The organism is Rhodopseudomonas faecalis (assembly GCF_003217325.1).
Classification (GTDB): Bacteria; Pseudomonadota; Alphaproteobacteria; order Rhizobiales; family Xanthobacteraceae; genus Rhodopseudomonas; species Rhodopseudomonas faecalis.
On sequence record NZ_QJTI01000023.1, the window covers coordinates 34,694 to 51,764 of the forward strand.

The following is a 17,071-nucleotide window of genomic DNA, read 5'->3' on the forward strand; positions in this document are numbered from 1 at the left end:
GCGAACGCTCCGCCGCGGAAAGCCCGTCCTTGCCTCTTGCGACGAGGCAAAATATTTCAAGCATGCAGCGTGCCAATTCGGAATGATTGGCTGGTGGCGCTGCATTCAGTCGCAGCGGCAGGGATGGCCCGGATGTTTGAAGCGCAGTTCCAATCGTTCGAGGACCCGGAAAGCGGCGGGGCGCTGTCGGGGCGGCTCCTCGCCTGCCGTGCCGAGCTGAGCCGGCGCGGGCTCACCGGCTTTGTGGTGCCGCGCGCTGATCAGCAGCAAAACGAGTATGTTGCGCCCTCCGAGGAGCGCTTGGCGTGGCTGACCGGTTTTACCGGATCGGCCGGGCTCGCGGTGGTGCTCACCGAGATCGCGGCGTTGTTTGTCGATGGCCGCTACACGCTGCAGGCCGGCCAGCAGGTCGATCAGCAGGCCTGGCAGATCGCGCCGCTGATCGAGCCGCCGCCGGAAAGCTGGTTGGCACAGCATCTGAAACCGGGTGACCGCCTCGGATTTGATCCCTGGTTGCACACGTCTGCGGCAGCCGATCGGCTCGCTGCCGCCTGCACCAAGGCCGGTGCCGAACTGGTCCCGGTCGATAGCAACCCGATCGACGCGATCTGGCCGGAGCGGCCGCAGCCGCCGCTCGGCCCGGTCGCGGTCCATGACCTCTGCTTTGCCGGCGAAGCCGAGCAGGACAAGCTCGCGCGGATTCGCGCCGAGCTGGTCAAGCTCAAGGCCGACGCGCTGGTGCTGTCCGACTCCCATGCGGTGGCCTGGACCTTCAACATCCGCGGCGCCGATGTGCCCCATACGCCGCTGCCGCTGTCTTACGCGCTGGTGCCGCAGCACGGCCGGCCGACCGTGTTCATCGACGATCGCAAGCTGTCGAACAGCGCGCGCGATCATCTGGAGCGCAGCGCCGCCGTGGCCGCGCCCGAGACGCTGGCCGAGGCGCTGCGCGCGCTGGCGCAAAGCGGCGCCGCGGTCGCACTCGATGCCGCCACCGCCGCCGATGCCCTGACCCGGCTGATCGCCGCGGCTGGCGGCCGGCCGCTGCGCGGCGCTGATCCGACCACGCTGCTGAAAGCGATCAAGAACAACACCGAGATCGCCGGCAGCCGCGCCGCCCATCGCCGCGACGCGGTGGCGCTGGCGCGCTTCCTGGCATTCATCGACCGCGAAGCGGCAAGCGGCCAGCTGACCGAGATCGACGCGGTCGAGGCGCTGGAGAGTTTTCGCCGCGACACCGGCGCGCTGAAAGACATCTCGTTTCCGACGATCTCCGGCACCGGACCGAATGGCGCGATCGTGCATTATCGCGTCACTCGCAAGAGCAACCGCCGCATCGCCCGCGGCGACCTCTTGCTGATCGATTCCGGCGCGCAGTATCAGGACGGCACCACCGACGTCACCCGCACGATCGCGATCGGCGAGCCGACCGAGGAGATGCGCGATCGTTTCACCCGGGTGCTGCGCGGCCACATCGCGATCGCGCGCGCGGTGTTTCCCGACGGCGCCACCGGCGCGCAGCTCGATCCGCTGGCGCGGCAATTTCTGTGGCAGGCCGGGCTCGATTTCGACCACGGCACCGGCCATGGCGTCGGCAGCTATCTGTCGGTGCATGAAGGGCCGGCGCGGATCTCCAAGCTCGGCACCACGCCGCTGCAACGCGGCATGATCCTGTCCAACGAGCCCGGCTACTACAAGACCGGCGCTTACGGCATCCGCATCGAGAATCTCGAACTGGTGGTGGCGGCGAAGGTCGACGGCGCCGAAAAGCCGATGAACGGTTTTGAGACGCTGACGCTGGCGCCGATCGATCGGCGGCTGATTGATGTGAGTGCGCTCAGCGAACCGGAACTGAACTGGCTCAACGATTATCACGCCACTGTGTGCGCTGAAGTGCGCCCGCATCTCGACGCGGCGACCCAGGCTTGGCTCGATGCGGCGACCGCACCGCTGGAACACTGAATCACCAGCCCATCATTCCGCGGCGTGAGTGCGAGCGCGCCGATTATTCCGCCACGCGAGTATTAGTTCGCGCTCGCGCATCAAGCTTGCGGTTGCGGATCGTTCATTTGCTAGAGTGTCCCGGACTGCAGGATCGAGGCAGTGTCCGGCGCATAGCCTCATGCTGAAAAACCGTCTGTTAGCATTGCTGCGGCACGCTACAGTCGACGTATAGCTCACACCGTTCAGGAAACGCCGTCAGGAAACGCCCCCGCATGCACGGATTGGTCGGCCGATACGCAGCGCTCGACGCTCCTCAGCGTGACCTGCCGCCATCAAAACTGTTGCTGCTGCTGCTCGTGCTGATGACCGGGGTGGCGCCGATCTCGCTCTATGTGCTGGTGCCGGCGCTGCCGGTGCTCGCCAGCGATTTCGGCAGCAATATCTCGATCGTGCAGATGACGGTGTCGCTGTTCATGGTCGGCATCGCCTGCTCGCAACTGATCATGGGGCCGTTGTCCGATCGCTTTGGCCGGCGCCCGGTGCTGATTGGCGGCGTCACCTTGGCGATGATCGCCTCGATCGGCTGCATCTTCGCCGAAACGCTGCCGCAACTGATCGCCGCGCGCTTTCTGCAGGCGCTGGGCGGCGCCTCCGGCATGGTGATCAGCCGCGCCATCATCCGCGATCTTTATAGCCGCGACCGCATCAGCAGCATGATTAGCCTGGTGATCGCGGTGATGATGGTGGCGCAGATGCTGAGCCCGCTGATCGGCGGCCTGATCGAAACCACCTTCGGTTGGCGCGCGATCTTTTATCTGATGGCATTCGCCTCGCTGATGGTCACGATCGCGATTGCGGTGGCGCTGCCGGAAACGCGGCGCCGCGTGCCGCGCGCGCCGGGCGGCGGCTTTGTCGCCGATGCCAAAAGCCTGATCAGCACCCGCGCCTTTGTCGGCTATGTGCTGTGCCAGGTGCTGGCCTCCTCGATCATCTTCACTTTTGCGGGCGGCGGGCCCTATGTGGTGGTCACGCAGATGGGCCGCAGCTCCGCCGAATATGGCGCCTGGTTCGCGACCTCGGGCCTCGCCTATCTGCTCGGCAATCTGTGCTGCGTGCGCTTTGCGCCGCGCCATTCGCTGGAACGGCTGATGTGGTTTGGCCTGGTGCTGCAATTCAGCGGCGCGTTGCTGAATCTGACCTGGGGCCTGCTCGGCTATAATCAGCAGCCGAGCTGGCTGTTCGGCACCCATATGCTGGTGACCTTCGCCAATGCCTTTGTGATGTCGAACGCCACCGCTGGTGCGATCTCGATCCGCCCGCAGGCGGCCGGCACTGCCTCCGGGCTGATGGGCTTCACCCAAATGGGATTTGGCGCGCTGTGCTCGCAATTCGGCGCTTGGCTCGGCGGCCATTTTGCGACGCCGGTGCCGCTCAACATCGCGATCCTGGTGCTGTCGCTGGCCTGCGCGGCCTCGATGATCTTCCTCGTGCCGCGCGACGGCGCGATGGTGACCGAAGAACTGATCGAGAAAGCCGAAGAGGAAGAGTCGGCGCTGTTGTAGCCGGCACTCACCTCGTCATTCCGGGGCGCTCACAACGTGAGCGAACCCGGAATCGGACATTATCAGCGGCTTGATACCAGTATCTCCTCCGAACACCACGTCATGCCCGCGCTTGTCGCGGGCATCCACGTCTTGCAGACTTTGCAGGATGAAAGACGTGGATGGCCGGGACGAGCCCGGCCATGACGCCCATCATTGATATCAATCGTTGTTGGTGTGAAATGCGCCCCGTCATTCCGGGTTCGCGCTGCGCGCGCCCCGGAATGACTACGTATTGCCGATCAACGCCAGCCACTCGTCCTCGCTCAGTACCGCGACGCCAAGCTCGCGCGCCTTGGTGAGTTTGGAACCGGCGTCTTCGCCCGCCACCACATAGTCGGTCTTCTTCGACACCGAGCCCGCCACCTTGGCGCCGAGCCGTTCCGCTGCGGCTTTCGCTTCATCGCGGGTGAACTTTGTCAGCGCGCCGGTGAACACCACGGTCTTGCCGGCGACCGCGCTGTCGCGCTTGACCTGCTCGGCCGGCAGCACCTCGATTTCCTTGAGCAGTTCGTCGAGCGCGCGCATGTTGCGGCTCTCGGCAAAGAACTCCACCACCGCGGCGGCGACGATCTCGCCAATGCCGGCGATGTTGAGCAGTTCGTGATAGGCCTCGGAGGCGTTGCCGCTCGCGGTCTGCGCCGCTGCGGCAATGCGCATGGTGGCGAGGAACGAGTCGAGATCGCCAAAATGCCGCGCCAGCAATTTGGCGTTGCCCTCGCCGATATGGCGGATGCCGAGCGCGAAGATCAGCCGGTGCAGCTCGATCTTGCGGCGCGCATCGATCGCCGCAAACAGATTGCGCACCGACGTTTCGCCAAAACCTTCCAGACGTTCCAGCTGCAGCGTTTCATTGCGCTGTTGCAGCTTGAAAATGTCGGCTGGTTCTTCGACCCAGCCGCGCTCATGGAACAGCACGATCTGCTTTTCGCCGAGCCCGTCGATATCGAAGGCAAGCCGCGACACGAAATGCTTGAGGCGCTCGACCGCCTGCGCCGGGCAGATCATCGCGCCGGTGCAGCGCCGCACCGCCTCGTCTTCCTCGCGCACCGCATGGCTGCCGCACACCGGACATTGCTGCGGAAAGCTGTAGGGCACGGCGTCATCCGGCCGCTTGTCGAGCACGACATCAACCACCTGCGGAATCACGTCGCCGGCGCGCTGGATGATCACGGTGTCGCCGACCCGGATATCGCGGCCTTCGCGCAGCGGCTGGCCATCGCCGCCGATACCCTTGATGTAATCCTCATTATGCAGCGTGGCGTTCTGCACCACCACGCCGCCGACCGTGACCGGCCGCAGCCGCGCCACCGGCGTCAGCGCGCCGGTGCGGCCGACCTGAATTTCGATTTTCTCCAAGACCGTGGTGGCCTGCTCGGCCGCGAATTTATGCGCGATCGCCCAGCGCGGACTACGCGACACAAAGCCGAGCCGCGACTGATAATCGAGCCGGTCGACCTTGTAGACCACGCCGTCGATGTCATAGGGCAGCGAGGCGCGTTGCTCGCCAATGCGGCGATAAAACGCCAGCGCCTCGGCCACGGTGCGGCACAATTCGATCTCGGGATTGACGACAAAGCCGGCCTCCTTCAGCCAGCCGAGCATGGCGTGCTGGGTTGGCTCTGCCATCGGATAGTTGCTCATCTCGCCCCAGGCATAGGCGAAGAATCTGAGCGGCCGCGATGCGGTGATGCTGACATCCTTCTGGCGCAGCGAGCCCGCCGCGGAATTGCGCGGATTGGCGAACGGCGCTTCGCCGGCTTCTTCCTGCTTGCGGTTGAGTTCGAGGAAGTCGCTTTTCAGCATGTACACTTCGCCGCGCAATTCGCAGGCCTCGGGAATGCTGGCGGCCTGCAACCGATGCGGAATATCGGCGATGGTGCGGACATTGGCGGTGACGTCCTCGCCGACAAAGCCATCGCCGCGCGTGGCGGCGCGCACCAATTCGCCACGCTCATAGCGCAGCGACAGCGACAGCCCGTCGATCTTCGGCTCGGCGACCAGCGCCGGCAATTCGTGCTCGCCAAGATTGAGGAAGCGCTGCACCCGGCGCAGAAATTCCTCGACCTCCTCGTCGGAAAAGGCGTTGCCGAGTGACAGCATCCGCACCTTGTGCGTCACCTTGGCAAAGCCGCGCGCCGGCGCCGCGCCGACCTTTTGCGACGGCGAGGCGCCGCTCACTAATTCGGGAAATTTCGCCTCGATCGCCTCGAGCCGCTGGCGCAGCGCGTCATAGTCGGCGTCGGAAATCAGTGGCGCGTCGTCTTGATAGTACGCCTTGTCGTGCCGCTCGATCTCCAGCCTAAGCCGCATCAGCTCCACCTTAGCCTTCGGCTTGGTGAGCTTGGTGATGTCGGGGACGGGTTTGGATTTCTGGGCCATGTTTTCTGGGCGATGTGTTGTCACTTGAGATTCCGGGTTCGCGAGCTCACGCTCGCGCCCCGGAAAGACTTGGGGCTGAGGGCATCAAAATGTGGCCCAGGCAATGAAATCCATCGCGGGTCATTCCGGGGCGCGTGCTGCGAAGCGGCGAGCGAACTCGGAATCTCGCCCGTAAGCGAAAGCGAGCGACCGATGGCTTATTATGTCTATCTCCTCGCAAGCAGGAAAGACGGCGCCCTCTACGTTGGCGTAACCAACGATCTGGTGCGACGCATCTACCAGCACCGGACCAAAACGATCCCCGGTTTCACCTCACGCTACAACATCACCAGACTGGTCTGGTTCGAGGTCTATGCCGACCCGATCTCCGCCATTACGCGGGAGAAAGAGCTCAAGAGATGGCGCCGAGCCTGGAAGATCGCGCTGATCGAGCGGGACAATCCGGGTTGGAACGACCTGTACGACAGCATTGCGCAATAACTGCGAGATTCCGGGTTCGCTCGCAAGAGCGAGCGCCCCGGAATGACGGTGTGGAGTGGCTCGGGCATCACCCCGAGTCATTCCGGGGCGATCGCCGCGACAGCGGCGGGCGAACCCGGAATCTCAGCCCCGAGCCAAGGCGTACTCTTGTAAAAACCTCTACCCCGCCGCCTTGATCAGCCGGTCGGCGGCGGCGCGGGCTTCGGCGGTGATCTCGGCGCCGGCCAGCATCCGCGCGATTTCCTCGCGGCGATGGTCGGCGGCGAGCAGATCGACGCGGGTCGCCACCCGCTTGCCGCGGTCGAGCGCGTCCTTGGAGATCAAAAGATGCTGGTCGGCGCGCGCCGCGACCTGCGGGGCATGGGTCACCGCCATCACCTGCACCTTGCTGGCGAGCCGCGCCAGCCTTGCGCCGATCGCGTCCGCCACCGCGCCGCCGACGCCGGTGTCGATTTCGTCGAACACCAAGGTCGGCGCCGAGCCCTTGTCGGACAGCACCACTTTCAGCGCCAGCAGGAAGCGCGACAGCTCGCCGCCCGACGCCACTTTCATCATCGGCCCGGGCTTGGTGCCGGGATTGGTCTGCACCCAGAACTCGACGCGGTCGAAACCTTGCGGCCCTGGCGACGCGGCGTCGCTGACAATCTCGGTCATGAACTTGGCGCGCTCCAGCTTGAGCGGCGCCAGTTCGCCATTGACCGCCTTGTTGAGCTTGTCGGCCGCCTTGGCGCGCGCCGCCGACAATTTGCCGGCCGCGGCGCGGTAGCGCGCATCGGCCTCGGCCGCGCTCTGTTCCAGCGCCTTGAGCCGGTCGGCGCCGGCATCGATCAGCGCCACCTCATTGGCGTAGCGCTCGGCGAGCGCGGCGAGATCATCGACCGGGGTCGCGTATTTGCGCGCCGCGGCGCGCAGCGCAAACAGCCGCTCCTCGATCCGCTCCAGTTCCAGCGGATCGAAATCTGTGGCGGATAAAGCGGCTGACAGATGCTGGTCGGCCTCTTCCAGCGCGTTGATCGCCGTGTCTATTGCCTTGACCGCCGGCTCGATCAGCTGCGGCGCGTTGCCGGCGCGGCGCTCCAGCCGGCGCACCGCGGCGGCGAGCGAAGCGACCGGCGAATGATGGCCGCCGACCACCTCCTGCGCTTCACGCAGATCGCCGGCGATCTTCTCGCCCTGCATCATGGCGGTGCGCCGCTCGGCGAGCGCGGTCTCCTCGCCAGCCTGCGGCGCCAGCTTTCGCAGCTCGTCAGAGGCATGGCGCAAAAAGTCGGCCTCGCGGGCCGCGCGTTCCATGCCTTCGCGATGGGCGTCGAGCGCGCCGCGCGCGGTGCGGCAGGCGTCCCACAGCTTTTCCAGCGCGCCAACCTCCTTGTCGAGCCCGGCAAAGGCGTCGAGCAGCCGGCGATGGGTGGCGGCATCGACCAGCGCGCGCTCGTCATGCTGACCGTGGATTTCGACCAAGGTGGCGCCGACCGCTTTGAGGGTCTGCACGCTGGCGGGCTGATCATTGATGAAAGCGCGGGTGCGGCCGTCCGCCAATTGCACGCGGCGCAGGATCAATTCGCCGGTTTCGGCGATGTCGCGATCATCGAGGCCGTTGGCGGCGAGCAGCGCGAAGGCCGGATGGCCCTTGGGCACATCGAACGCCGCGGTGACCTGGCCGTGCTCGGCGCCATGGCGCACCAGGCCGGCGTCGCCGCGGCCGCCCAGCGCCAGCGCAAAAGCATCAAGCAGGATCGACTTGCCGGCTCCAGTCTCGCCGGTCAGCACCGCGAGTCCGCTGGAGAATTCGATGTCCAGCCGTTCGATCAGGACGATGTCGCGGATCGACAGGCGCGCCAGCATGCAAGATCAGTCCTATCCGAGGCCAAACTTCCGGAAGGCTTTACTGATGTAGGAGCCTTGATTCTCGCTCGGTTCGAGTCCGCCCGATTTAACAAGGTTGTAGGCGTCTTTGTACCAGCGGCTGTCAGGAAAGTTGTGGCCAAGCACGGCGGCGGCGGTCTGGGCCTCGCCGACAATGCCGATCGCCATATAGGCCTCGGTCAGCCGGGCCAGCGCTTCTTCGACATGCCGGGTGGTCTGATAACGGGTCACCACGGTTTTGAAGCGGTTGATGGCCGCGGTGTAATCGCGCTTCTCGAGATAATAGCGGCCGACGCTCATCTCCTTGCCGGCGAGCTGGTCGCGCGCGCCTTCCAGCTTCTTCTTGGCGCTGGTGGCATATTCCGAGGTCGGATACTTGCGGCTGACTTCTTCGAGCGCGGCCATCGCCTTTTCGGTGCGGCCCTGGTCGCGCGAAACGTCCGGAATCTGGTCGTAATGCGAGGCGGCGATCAGATATTGCGCATAGGCGGCGTCCGGGCTGCCGGGATGCAGCGTCACATAGCGGGTCGCCGAGCCGATGCAGCTGTCATAGTCGCCGGCCTCATAATAGGCATAGGCCGACATCAGCAGCGCCTTGCGCGCCCAGTCCGAATAAGGATGCTGACGATCGACTTCCTCGAACTTCTTGGAGGCGGCCTTGGGGTCCTTGCTCTGGTTCAGCAGGTACAGACCCTCATTGTAGAGCTTGTCGGCCGGCTCGTCCTTATAGGTCTCGTCCTTGGCCAAAAACTTGTCCCACAGCGCGCCGGTGCCGCAGCCAGCTAGCGGCAGCGCCAGCACGGTGACGCTCGCGACCAGTCGCAAGGCCCGCCACGCGCGCCCTCCCCTCGCTTCAACCGTCGATCCCCGTTGAGCGGACGTCACATGCTGTGCCGACATTTGCTTCCTGATGCCTGAAATGCAGGGTCCGCTGCGCCGGTCCATGAACACGGTCATGGACGAACCATTGACACGCTCAAGATGGCCGCGCGACCGCAGGCTATGTAGCCCAAAAAGGCCGATCCACCAACCCGACTAGGGAGCCATTCCGCCGGGAATATGGCGAAGGCCGGCGCGCAGCGACAGCAACGCCGGCGCATCAAGGTTTTGGAACGGAAAGTTGCGGTAAGGCTCAGGACACGTCCGGGCCATAGGCCGGGGCGATCATGCCGCCGACCATGCCGCCAGCCGCTTCGCCCTGGGCGCGCGGACGGCGCGCGGGCTCGGCTTCCACCACCCGCCAGGCCTTGTGGTCGTCCAGCAGGGCGGTGAGCACGGCGTGATTGAGCTTGTGGCCGCCGCGCACCGAACGGTAGGTCCCGAGCAGCGGCAGCCCGGCCAGCGCCAGATCGCCGATCGCGTCCAGCACCTTATGGCGCACGCATTCGTCGGTGTAGCGCAGCCCCTCGGTGTTCAGCATCCGGGTTTCGTCGAACACGATCGAATTCTCGAACGAAGCACCGAGCGCGTAGCCGAGGCTCCACAGCCGGGTGACGTCGGTCATTGAGCCAAAGGTGCGGGCCCGGCAGACGTCGCGGCGGAAGGTTTCCGGATCGAGATCGCAGCAGAACCGCTGCCGGCCGATCATCGGATTGGCGAAATCGATCTCGATTTCGGTGCGGAAGCCACGCGAATTGGGGCGCAGTTCGCCGAACGAGTCGCCGATCGCGACCTGCACCGGCTTGAGCACCTGAATGTAGCGGCGCGGCGCCGATTGTTCGCGGATTCCGGCCTGCTCGATGGCGGCGACGAACGGAGCGGCGCTGCCGTCCATGATCGGCACTTCGGGGCCGTCGGCCTCGATGATGGCGTTGTCGACACCCATACCGCGCAGCGCGGCCAGAACGTGCTCGGCGGTGGAGACCAATGCGCCATCCCCATCGCCCAACACGGTCGCCAGCTCAGTGGCGATCACCGACTTGGCATTGGCCCGTACCTCGCGGTCGGCGCCATCCAGGCCGGTGCGTACAAAAATAAAACCCGCATTGATGTCCGCGGGCCCGATCGTCAACGAAGCTGGGCGGCCGGAATGAACACCGACGCCCGTCACCGTGGCCTGCGAACGCAGCGTGGTCTGACGGCTGAATTTCATCTTAAGTCTGCCCACCAATGAACTGATGAAGACCGAAACCGATCAAATCCGCGACGACTCGTCTTCAACGTCCCCAAAGTCAGGAAACCATACCCACTGCCTCAAACACCGCCAACTCACGCTTTTTTACGGTTTGTTACCCCAAACCCGCCGCAAAGGCGCCGCCAACCGTTCTCATTTGCCTCAAATTGGGCCGTGGCAGCAGCGCTGACCGGAGCGCGAACAAGCAGCAAAACACTTTTACTTCAACAACTTACATAACACGGCGACAGGCCGCGCCAAAAGTGAAAGAGGCCCCGGCGGATCACGCCGGAGCCCCTTGAACGTGGCATTTGTTACAGACCGTCACTTGGCCTGCCGACGCAGGAAAGCGGGGATATCTAGGTGATCATCCCCCTGCGGCGCCGGCGCGAGCGGCGCCGGACGGCCGTGCTGGTCCAAACCCTGCGGGCTTGAACGCCGCGCATACTCCGACACCGGCTCGTTGCCGGACATCTTGCGATCCGGAAGCGGCGGCATCTGCGGCATCATCGGCCCCGCCGGACGGGTCGCTACCGGCGATTCGGTTTCTTCGTCCCGACGGCCAAGACCTACACTGGCAAGGCGCTGCAGCAGCGACATGCGGGTCTTGTGCGGGTGGTCGGCGTCGGCATCGCCCTGCGCCTGCCGAATCTCGTTCTGTGCCGGAACCGGCAGCTCGTCGAAATTCGGCATCCGCGGCGAGCGAATCGCACCGCGATCGGGCTGCTGCGGAATGAACGCTTCCGGCGGCGGCTCGTCGGCGGCCACCTGCGGCGCTTCCGGCTCAGGGAACAGCGACGGCTTCTGCGCGATCGGGCGCACCGTGATGTCGCCATAGGCGGCCGGCTGCGGCGCCGGGGCCTGCGGCATCTTCTCGGTGCTGACCGCAGCGGCGATCGCCGCCAGCGCCGCCCGGTCGACCGGGGTGGCGGTGGCACGCGGCGCGCCGACCGGCGACGAGGTCAAAGCCGGAGCCGACATGGCGGTCGCGGCATTGGCAGCGTTGTCAGCGGCAGCGCGCTGGGTATCGGCACGCAGCCGCGCGCTCAGATCGGCAAGACGGGTGTCCGTCGCAGTCGCATTCCCGGCCGACGCCGAAGCACCGGCCGGCGCGGCCAAGTTCCGCGCGAGCGCCGCCTGTTCGATGCCGGTGGCAACCACCGACACGCGGATGATGCCGTCCAGGCTCTCGTCGAAGGTGGCGCCGACGATGATGTTGGCGTCCTGATCGACTTCCTCGCGGATACGGGTCGCGGCTTCGTCGACCTCGAACAGGGTCAGGTCCTTGCCGCCGGTGATCGAGATCAGCAGGCCACGGGCGCCCTTCATCGAGGAATCGTCGATCAGCGGATTGGCGATCGCGGCTTCCGCGGCGGTCAGCGCGCGCTTCTCGCCGGAGGCCTCGCCAGTGCCCATCATCGCCTTGCCCATTTCGCGCATCACGGCGCGCACGTCGGCGAAGTCGAGGTTGATCAGGCCTTCCTTGACCATCAGGTCGGTGATGCAGGCCACGCCCGAATACAGCACCTGGTCGGCCATCGCGAACGCGTCGGCGAAGGTGGTCTTCTCGTTGGCCACCCGGAACAGGTTCTGGTTCGGGATGATCAGCAGGGTATCGACGACCTTGTGCAGGTCGGTGATGCCAGTCTCGGCGGTGCGCATGCGCCGCGCGCCTTCGAAGTGGAACGGCTTGGTGACCACACCCACGGTCAGTATACCGAGGTCGCGCGCCGCCTTCGCGATCACAGGAGCCGCGCCAGTGCCGGTGCCACCGCCCATGCCGCAGGTGACGAACACCATATTCGCGCCCGAGAGGTGATCGCGAATCTCGTCAATGACTTCCTCAGCCGCGGCCGCGCCGACGTCCGGTTGCGAACCGGCGCCCAGCCCCTGGGTCACCTGGGTGCCCATCTGAATCAAGCGCTGCGCCTTCGACATGGTCAGCGCCTGGGCATCGGTGTTCGCCACCACGAAATCCACGCCCTGCAGACCAGCAGAGATCATGTTGTTGACGGCGTTGCCGCCGGCACCGCCGACGCCGAATACGGTAATCCGGGGCCTCAGCTCGCGAATGTCCGGGACGTTGATGTTGATCGTCATAAGTGCCTCTCGATTACGCGCGCATGGTTCGATCGCCCGGAACCACCGGGGACTGGGATGGACAAGAAAAGGATGAAGACAACGTCATGTTAGAAACCCTCCCGCAGCCACTGCCCCACTTTGCCGAAATAGCCGTGCGTGCCAGTGCGTTGCGGCCGCACATGGCGCGGCTCGACATGCTCGAGATGGGCGTATTGCGGGTAGACCAAGAGACCGGTCGGCACCGCGAAGGATGCACTCTTAGCCTCATGGGGAAGTCGGCCGAAACCGAGCGGCCGCCCGACCCGCACCGGGCGTCCAAGAATCCGGGTTCCGAGCTCCGGCAAGCCGGTGAGCTGCGAAGCGCCACCGCTCAGCACCACACGCGCGCGCGGCTCAGCCGCGAACGGTGACTGCGCGAGCCGGTCCCTGACCATTTCAAAAATCTCCTCGGCCCGATGCCGGATAATATTCGCGATCGTGGCGCGAGAAATGACCTGCGGAGAATCCCGATCGTTATCTCCGGCGCTCGGCACAGTCAGCAGCTCGCGGCTATCGGATCCGCCGGTCAGTACGGTGCCATATAACGTCTTGATTCGCTCGGCATCCGCAATGCAGGCACCCAGTCCACGGGCCAGATCCATCGTGATGTGTTGCCCGCCTACCGCAAATCCGCTGGCGTGCACGAACCGCCCCGCCGAATAAATGGCGATCGTGGTGGTTCCCGCGCCCATTTCGATCACGGCCGCGCCGATATCGGCTTCGTCGTCGGTCAGAACCGACAGGCCTGCGACATAAGGACTCGCGGCCATCGCCTCGATGTTGAGATGGCAGCGCTCGACCACCAGCATCAGGTTTTTCGCCACCGCCGCGTCGAGCGTAACAATGTTCATGTCGACGCCGAACTGCCGGGCCACCATGCCGCGCGGATCGCGGATGCCCTTGACACCGTCGAGCGTGTAGCTGACCGGCAGCGCGTGCGTGACCGAGCGCCCCGGCCCGGTCGCATGGCGCATGCCGACGCTGGTGACGCGCGACACGTCGGCCTGGGTCACCGCCCCGCCATGGACATTGGCGGACGCTTCAACCAGTTGCCCCATCAGGCGGCCGCCGGACACCGACAGCAGCACCGACTCGACGCGAACCTTGGCCATGTCTTCGGCCATTGCCACCGCTTGGCGGACCGCACGTTCGCACTCGCCGGGATCGATCACCGAGCCGGCTTTGACGCCGCGCGACTGGATCTGGCTGTAGCCGATCAGCTCGACGGCGTGGGTGCGGCCGCGCAGCGCGCTGTTGGGCGGACAGGGGGTGAGCCGCGCGATCATGCAGGCGATCTTGCTGGTGCCGATGTCGAGCGACGCCACCAGTGCCGAGCGCTTATGCGACATCGGGCGGATTTTCGGGGTCTGATAATGAGGGCCGCTCATGCGTCACCGGCCTTCTTTTTGGTCTTCTTGTCTTTGAACAGTTCTTCACGGGCTTTGGCAGCGTCCTCCGACAGCCGCACCGTCAGCCGATCGGGCAAGCGCATATCGACCGCGACGATGTCGCGGGACAGAAGCCGTTCCTCCGTGTCGAGCTTGGTCAGCGTCGCCAAAGCCTTGCCGACGTCATGCTCGGGCAGCCGGATATCGAGCCCGCTCTTGAGCCGCAGGTTCCAGCGCCGCTCGCCGACATAGACCGCCGCCAGCGTCGCCGAACGGATTTCCGGATAGCGCGCCAGCAGCGCGAGAAAATCCTTGGCCTGGGTCTCGGCGCCCTTGCCGACCACCAGCGGCAATGCCGCGAAATGGCGGGCCACATAGGGTTCCAGCACCGCGCCGTCATCGGCGATCACCGACAGCCGGCCCTGATACTGCCAGCGGGCAAAGGCGGTGCGCTCGGTGATCTCGATGGTGAGGTGCCCCGGATAGAGTTTCAGAACAGTGGCGTCGGCGATCCACGGATTGGCGATCAGCCGATCGCGCACCGTGGTGGCATCCAGGAACAGCAGCGACGACCGGCCGGTGACACCGCCCAGCGCCAGCACCTCATCCTGGGTCAATTGCTTGCGGCCCGGCATCGACACCGAGGTGATGCGGAACCCGGCGAGATTGGCGACCGCGTTGCGGGCATCGTTGAAGCCGGTGATGGCCTCCTCGAGATGGCCACCCTTGACCACGCCGAGCGCGACGCTGCCGAGCAGCACCAAGGTGGTGACTACCACCCCGAGCCGCGCCGGCAGGTACTTTTCAAGCCAGGCGATGACGCGGTGATTGCTATACCGTTCCAGCTTGCGGGCGCGGCGGGCACGACGGCTCCGCTCCCACCGCTCGCGCAGCAGAATCCCCGCCCCACGGGCGGCGGCTCTCAGGTCAGATAGCAGCCCCTGCCGTCTCATCGACCGAGCGAGGCGTCCTCCACCATCCATTGCACGAGCTCGTCAAAGGTTATGCCCGCATACGCTGCGAGCTCTGGCACGAGTGACGTCTCGGTCATTCCGGGTTGGGTATTGACCTCGAGGCAGACGAGGCCGCTTGCCCCCTCGATGCGATCGTCGAAGCGGAAATCCGCCCGGCTCACGCCCCGGCAGCCGAGCGCAACATGCGCCGCCAACGTTAACCTTCGGACCTCCTGGTAAACAAAAGGTAAAAGAGATGCAGGCAGGATGTGTTTTGACGCGCCCGGAGAATACTTTGCCTCATAGTCGTAGAATCGTACCGTCGGCACAATCTCGATAACGTCGGTCGGCTCGCCCTTCACGACCGCGCAAGTCAGTTCCTTGCCCGGAACATATTTCTCGACCAGCAGCCGCTCGCCATAGGCCCAGTCATCGCGGAACAGTTCCTGCGGCGGATGGGTATGGTCCTTGGTGATGATGAACACCCCGACGCTGGAACCATCCGCCACCGGCTTGATGACATAAGGCGGCTCCATGACATGGCCCTTGGCGATCTCGGCGCGGGTCGCGGTCAGCCCTTCGGGCACCGGAACGCCAGCCGCCTTCATCACCGTCTTGGCGATGTCCTTGTTCATCGCCAAGGCCGACGCCAGCACCCCAGAATGCGAATAGGGAATCGCCAGCGTCTCGAGCACGCCCTGAATGGTGCCGTCCTCGCCCGGATGGCCGTGCAGCATCACCAGCGCCGCATCGGGGCGCAGCTCGGCAAGCCTGGTAGCGATGGCGCGATCGACGTCGATCCGGGTCACCTGATAGCCACAGCGCTCCAGCGCATCGGCGCAGGCTTTGCCGGAGCGCAGCGAGACCTCCCGTTCGGATGACCAGCCTCCGAACAGTACGGCGACGTGCTTGCGTTTTGTCACTTGATGTCCTCAAACTACTGGCGACGCGACGACTTCGCTGCGAAGCCCGTTGGAATCTGGGATTTTCGATGATTCCGTCGATTCGGAGAAGCGGTCTTCGTACCCTCTGATCCTCCTTCCTTGCATGACCCTCGATTCCGCAGCCCCTACTCCCAAGCCTTCGCCGGCCCCTGGCCGTCGCCTTCGCGTCGCCCTGATGATCTCCGGCACCGGCGTCAACGGCGTCGCGGTCCATTGTCTGCTGCTGACGCAATATTTGCTCAGCCGCGGCCACCGCGTGCTGCTGCTGCACCGCCCCGACGCCTGGATCGGCGACCGGCCCGGCCTGGAGGGCGCCGAGAAATTCGTCACGACCTTCGGCCGCAGTCCCAAGGAACTGATCCGGGTGACGCGCCGGCTCAACCAGTTCGAGCCCGACGTGCTGCACACCCATATGAGCAGCGCCCATACCTACGGCATGCTGGCGCGGATTCTGAGCCGGCGTCCGGTGGTTGCCACCGCGCATTCCAGCTCGTTGCAGCTGCATTGGTGGTTCAACAATTTCGTCATCGCCACCTCGCCCGACGCCGAACGGCATCACGTCACGGTCAATCGGGTGCGGCGCTCCGCGATGCGGATGATTCCGAGCTTCATCGACACCTCGCGCTTTCCGGTGATCGCGCCAGAGGAACGCGCTGCGGCGCGCCTCACGCTCGGCATCGACCAGGGCGCCTTCGTGATCGGCTGCGTCGGCGATATCTGCGAACGCAAGCGCCAGATCGACATGGTGCGCGCGCTCGCGGTGGTGCTGCAGCGCGAGCCGTCGGCGCGGCTGCTGCTGGTCGGTGGCCACTTCAAGGACTACTACGCCGAATTGCAGCAGGTCGCCGCCGACCTTGGCGTCACCGACCGGATAATCGCGCCGGGCAGCCGCAATGACGTGGCCGCGCTATTGGCGGCGCTCGACGTGTTCGCGCTGGTGTCGCGCAAGGAATCGAGCCCGCTCGCCGTGCTCGAGGCGATGTCGCGCGGCCTGCCGGTGATCGCCACCGATGTCGGCATGCTGGCCGATTTCGTCGCCGAGGGCACGACCGGCCACATCGTCAAGGTCAGCGATGTCGCGGCGATCAGCAACCATCTACTGGCGTTCGCCGCCGATCCGGAGCGCCGGCAGCGCATGGGTGATGCCGCCCAGCTCGCGGCCCGCACCCGCTATGACGTCGCGGTGCTCGGCCCGCAGACCGAGCAGGTGCTGACCGAGGCCGCCGCGATCCGCAACCGACCGCCATTCGGCTTTGTGGCCGGGCTATGCGGCAGCTAA

The 17,071-nt window shown here is 65.4% G+C and carries 12 protein-coding genes; 4 read left to right on the forward strand and 8 right to left on the reverse strand.

Features of this window, described 5'->3' with window-relative positions; genetic code table 11:
• Positions 1-132 precede the first annotated feature (132 nt).
• Together BJ122_RS15695 and BJ122_RS15700 are read left to right on the forward strand one after the other, a co-directional pair.
• Positions 133-1,962, forward strand: a complete 1,830-nt coding sequence (locus BJ122_RS15695) for an aminopeptidase P family protein (RefSeq protein ID WP_110782185.1) — start codon at positions 133-135, stop codon at positions 1,960-1,962.
• A gap of 254 nt (positions 1,963-2,216) precedes the next feature.
• Positions 2,217-3,506 carry a multidrug effflux MFS transporter gene (locus BJ122_RS15700; protein ID WP_027277710.1) on the forward strand — a complete coding sequence of 430 codons (1,290 nt, stop codon included), beginning with the start codon at positions 2,217-2,219 and terminating at the stop codon, positions 3,504-3,506.
• A gap of 267 nt (positions 3,507-3,773) precedes the next feature.
• Here BJ122_RS15700 and ligA read toward each other — a convergent pair whose 3' ends face one another.
• Positions 3,774-5,927, reverse strand: coding sequence for an NAD-dependent DNA ligase LigA (gene ligA, locus BJ122_RS15705; RefSeq protein ID WP_110782152.1), 2,154 nt, complete (start codon positions 5,925-5,927; stop codon positions 3,774-3,776).
• Between the two features lie 192 nt (positions 5,928-6,119).
• On the opposite strand from ligA, the gene BJ122_RS15710 reads away from it, so the two are divergent.
• Positions 6,120-6,407, forward strand: coding sequence for a GIY-YIG nuclease family protein (locus tag BJ122_RS15710; protein WP_110782153.1), 288 nt, complete (start codon positions 6,120-6,122; stop codon positions 6,405-6,407).
• Between the two features lie 159 nt (positions 6,408-6,566).
• Here the strand turns inward: BJ122_RS15710 and recN are convergent, their stop codons facing one another.
• The 7 genes from recN to BJ122_RS15745 all read right to left on the reverse strand — a co-directional run bounded on the left by recN (position 6,567) and on the right by BJ122_RS15745 (position 15,771).
• Positions 6,567-8,252, reverse strand: a complete 1,686-nt coding sequence (gene recN, locus BJ122_RS15715; RefSeq protein WP_110782154.1) for a DNA repair protein RecN — start codon at positions 8,250-8,252, stop codon at positions 6,567-6,569.
• 12 nt (positions 8,253-8,264) lie between these two features.
• Positions 8,265-9,173 carry an outer membrane protein assembly factor BamD gene (locus BJ122_RS15720; RefSeq protein WP_110782155.1) on the reverse strand — a complete coding sequence of 303 codons (909 nt, stop codon included), beginning with the start codon at positions 9,171-9,173 and terminating at the stop codon, positions 8,265-8,267.
• Between the two features lie 232 nt (positions 9,174-9,405).
• A complete protein-coding gene (gene lpxC / locus BJ122_RS15725; protein WP_110782156.1) occupies positions 9,406-10,365 on the reverse strand; it encodes a UDP-3-O-acyl-N-acetylglucosamine deacetylase in 960 nt (319 codons plus the stop codon).
• Positions 10,366-10,710: 345 nt separating this feature from the next.
• Positions 10,711-12,486, reverse strand: a complete 1,776-nt coding sequence (gene ftsZ / locus BJ122_RS15730; protein WP_110782157.1) for a cell division protein FtsZ — start codon at positions 12,484-12,486, stop codon at positions 10,711-10,713.
• An 89-nt stretch (positions 12,487-12,575) separates the two neighbouring features.
• The gene (gene ftsA, locus BJ122_RS15735) at positions 12,576-13,895 is read right to left on the reverse strand and encodes a cell division protein FtsA (RefSeq protein ID WP_110782158.1); all 1,320 of its coding nucleotides are present in this window, start codon (positions 13,893-13,895) and stop codon (positions 12,576-12,578) included.
• Positions 13,892-14,878, reverse strand: a complete 987-nt coding sequence (locus BJ122_RS15740; RefSeq protein ID WP_110782159.1) for a cell division protein FtsQ/DivIB — start codon at positions 14,876-14,878, stop codon at positions 13,892-13,894. Before BJ122_RS15740 ends, ftsA begins: the two co-directional genes overlap by 4 nt.
• Entirely contained in the window at positions 14,845-15,771 is a 927-nt protein-coding gene (locus tag BJ122_RS15745) for a D-alanine--D-alanine ligase (RefSeq protein ID WP_110782160.1), read from the reverse strand. Before BJ122_RS15745 ends, BJ122_RS15740 begins: the two co-directional genes overlap by 34 nt.
• A 196-nt stretch (positions 15,772-15,967) precedes the next feature.
• Here BJ122_RS15745 and BJ122_RS15750 point away from each other — a divergent pair, with 196 nt between their 5' ends.
• Positions 15,968-17,071, forward strand: a complete 1,104-nt coding sequence (locus BJ122_RS15750; RefSeq protein WP_245407752.1) for a glycosyltransferase family 4 protein — start codon at positions 15,968-15,970, stop codon at positions 17,069-17,071.

Coding starts and splice junctions, on each gene's coding strand:
- BJ122_RS15695 (WP_110782185.1), top strand. CDS start 133: ATGTTTGAAGCGCAGTTCCAATCGTTCGAGGACCCGGAAAGCGGCGGG.
- BJ122_RS15700 (WP_027277710.1), top strand. CDS start 2,217: ATGCACGGATTGGTCGGCCGATACGCAGCGCTCGACGCTCCTCAGCGT.
- ligA (WP_110782152.1), bottom strand. CDS start 5,927: ATGGCCCAGAAATCCAAACCCGTCCCCGACATCACCAAGCTCACCAAG.
- BJ122_RS15710 (WP_110782153.1), top strand. CDS start 6,120: ATGGCTTATTATGTCTATCTCCTCGCAAGCAGGAAAGACGGCGCCCTC.
- recN (WP_110782154.1), bottom strand. CDS start 8,252: ATGCTGGCGCGCCTGTCGATCCGCGACATCGTCCTGATCGAACGGCTG.
- BJ122_RS15720 (WP_110782155.1), bottom strand. CDS start 9,173: ATGTCGGCACAGCATGTGACGTCCGCTCAACGGGGATCGACGGTTGAA.
- lpxC (WP_110782156.1), bottom strand. CDS start 10,365: ATGAAATTCAGCCGTCAGACCACGCTGCGTTCGCAGGCCACGGTGACG.
- ftsZ (WP_110782157.1), bottom strand. CDS start 12,486: ATGACGATCAACATCAACGTCCCGGACATTCGCGAGCTGAGGCCCCGG.
- ftsA (WP_110782158.1), bottom strand. CDS start 13,895: ATGAGCGGCCCTCATTATCAGACCCCGAAAATCCGCCCGATGTCGCAT.
- BJ122_RS15740 (WP_110782159.1), bottom strand. CDS start 14,878: ATGGATGGTGGAGGACGCCTCGCTCGGTCGATGAGACGGCAGGGGCTG.
- BJ122_RS15750 (WP_245407752.1), top strand. CDS start 15,968: ATGATCTCCGGCACCGGCGTCAACGGCGTCGCGGTCCATTGTCTGCTG.